General features: G+C 43.2%; 3 protein-coding genes. All 3 read left to right on the top strand.

Features of this window, described 5'->3' with window-relative positions; translation table 11 throughout:
• The first annotated feature begins 17 nt into the window (after nucleotides 1-17).
• On the top strand, nucleotides 18-1,301 hold the full coding sequence (gene hemL, locus PSN35_RS06245) for a glutamate-1-semialdehyde 2,1-aminomutase (RefSeq protein WP_300030980.1): 1,284 nt from the start codon (nucleotides 18-20) through the stop codon (nucleotides 1,299-1,301).
• 9 nt (nucleotides 1,302-1,310) lie between these two features.
• On the top strand, nucleotides 1,311-1,901 hold the full coding sequence (locus tag PSN35_RS06240; protein WP_300030968.1) for a TIGR00730 family Rossman fold protein: 591 nt from the start codon (nucleotides 1,311-1,313) through the stop codon (nucleotides 1,899-1,901).
• A gap of 2 nt (nucleotides 1,902-1,903) precedes the next feature.
• Nucleotides 1,904-2,551: HAD family phosphatase (locus tag PSN35_RS06235; protein ID WP_300030965.1), on the top strand; the 648-nt coding region annotated here is incomplete at its 3' end.

The raw sequence follows: 2,551 nt of genomic DNA, 5'->3' as shown, positions 1-2,551 counted from the left end.
AATTATTAGGAGCAAGTATGAGTCAGTCAGATATTTTATTCGAACAAGCAAAGCAAGTTATTCCAGGCGGTGTTAATTCACCGGTGCGTGCCTTTAATGGCGTTGGCGGTAATCCAATATTTTTTACCAAAGGTGAGGGCGCTTACTTATTTGACGCCGATGATAACCAATATATTGATTATGTAGCTTCGTGGGGGCCGATGATTTTGGGTCATGCTAATCAGGCAGTGATTGGCGCAGTCAAAGCCACGCTTGAAAATGGACTAGGGTTTGGTGCGCCAACTGAAATCGAAACCACTTTAGCTGAAAAGGTTTGTGAGTTGGTGCCATCGATAGAAATGGTGCGTATGGTTAGCTCGGGTACAGAGGCGACGATGAGCGCAATTCGCCTAGCACGTGGCCATACAGGTCGAGATAAAATCATTAAATTTGAAGGCTGTTACCATGGCCACTCTGATTCACTCTTAGTTAAAGCAGGCTCTGGTGCATTGACGCTTGGTGTGCCAACTTCCCCTGGTGTGCCAGCTGATTTTGCCAAGCATACCCTAACTTTAGAATATAACAACGTCGAGCAAGTGCGTGAGGCGCTAGCTGAAGTAGGCGGTGACGTAGCTTGTATTATTGTTGAGCCAGTGGCCGGTAATATGAATTGCATTCCACCAGTTGAAGGGTTTTTAGAGGGTTTGCGTGAAGCATGTGATGAGCATGGGGTTATTTTGATCTTTGATGAGGTGATGACTGGTTTTCGTGTCGCATTGGGCGGTGCACAAGAATTTTATGGCGTAACGCCAGATTTAACCACGCTGGGTAAAGTGATTGGTGGTGGATTGCCAGTTGGCGCTTTTGGCGGAAAGCTTGAAATTATGTCGTCTATCGCACCACTTGGCCCAGTTTATCAAGCAGGAACACTTTCGGGTAATCCGATGTCGATGTCGGCAGGATTGGCCATGTTAAACGCTTTATCTAAGGATAAAGATTTCTACCAAGTCTTGAGTAGTAAGGTGCAAAAATTAACCAGTGGTATTGTGGCAAAAGCCAAAGAATACAACATTGGCATGACCGCAAACGTTGTTGGCGGAATGTTCGGTCTATTCTTTACTGACTCTACTGCAGTGACGAATTTTCATGAAACGTCACAATGTGATGTAGAGCGCTTTAAAAAATTCTACCATCTAATGCTGGCAGAAGGTGTGTACATGGCGCCTTCTGCTTATGAAGCGGGTTTTGTATCGAGCAGCCATACAGATGAAGATATTCAGCGCACCATTGACGCGGCAGGGCGTGCATTTGCCAAACTCTAGATAAAACTCATGAATCTTGCGGTTGTTGAATCCGAGCTAAATAATGCATTTGAGCAGTTGGCAGATATTGGGCCGGCAGTTAGCGTGTTTGGCTCAGCCAGAATAGCCAACACCGACCCTTTGGCAAAGCAAGCTCAACAATTAGGCCGACGCTTATCAGACAATGGTCTTAATGTATTAACTGGCGCTGGTCCCGGCATTATGCAAGCGGTTAATCAAGGTGCATTTGCAGGAAAATCATTAAGCATTGGCTTGAATATTGAACTGCCTAAAGAGCAAAAAGCCAATCCTTATCTGGATAAGTGTATTATGTTTGAGCACTTTTTTACGCGCAAAGTGGTGCTGATTAAACAAGCTGATGTATGTATCTTTTTCCCTGGTGGGTTTGGCACTGCGGATGAATTGTTAGAGGTGTTAACCTTGGTGCAAACTAGAAAAGGTCGACAGGTTAAATTGTGTTTGTTTGGGCGTGATTTTTGGACGCCGCTAATTGAATGGTTTGGAACGCTGTCATCTTTAGGCTATATTAATCAGACAGATTTAGATTTATTCCACATCGTTGATACGGTCGATCAATTAATGGATTATATTAAGGAGTAGTAATGGCACTGGCAATTTTTGATTTAGATAAAACCCTAATTGGCGGAGACAGCGATTTTCTTTGGGGAGAGTTCATGAGTGAGATTGGTGTGGTCGATGAAAAAACCTATCAAATAAAAAACCAATATTTCTTTGATCAATATGCATTGGGAAAGCTTGATATTAACGAGTATCTAGAATTTTGCTTAGAGCCGTTGTCACGCAATAGTAGAGCTACTTTAGACGCCTGGCATCAGCAATTTATGCATGAAAAAATTGAGCCGATTTTACTACCTAAGGCACAAGCTGTTGTAGATCAGCATAAAGCTAAAGGCGACACCTTATTAGTGATCACTGCAACCAATAGTTTTGTTACTGCGCCCATTGTTAAGCGTTATGGGATTGAAAATCTATTAGCCACTAATCCTGAAGTTGAGGCGGGTGAATTTACTGGCAAAGTTAACGGCGAGCCTTGTTTTCAAACGGGCAAAATTACTCATCTTAACCAGTGGTTAACACAAACCGGTGAAAGCATGAAAGGGGCTTATTTTTACTCTGACTCACATAATGATTTACCCATGTTGGAACTGGTAGATCATCCTGTGGTTGTGCATGGTGATGACACCTTGTTAAGAATTGCTAAACAGCGAAACTGGCCAAGCCTAGATTGG

This window comes from Candidatus Thioglobus sp. (genome assembly GCF_028599055.1).
In the GTDB taxonomy this organism is placed as follows: domain Bacteria; phylum Pseudomonadota; class Gammaproteobacteria; order PS1; family Pseudothioglobaceae; genus Thioglobus_A.
Note: the sequence above shows the minus strand (reverse complement) of the source record. Positions and strands in the feature narration are given on the sequence as shown.

Coding starts and splice junctions, on each gene's coding strand:
- hemL (WP_300030980.1), top strand. CDS start 18: ATGAGTCAGTCAGATATTTTATTCGAACAAGCAAAGCAAGTTATTCCA.
- PSN35_RS06240 (WP_300030968.1), top strand. CDS start 1,311: ATGAATCTTGCGGTTGTTGAATCCGAGCTAAATAATGCATTTGAGCAG.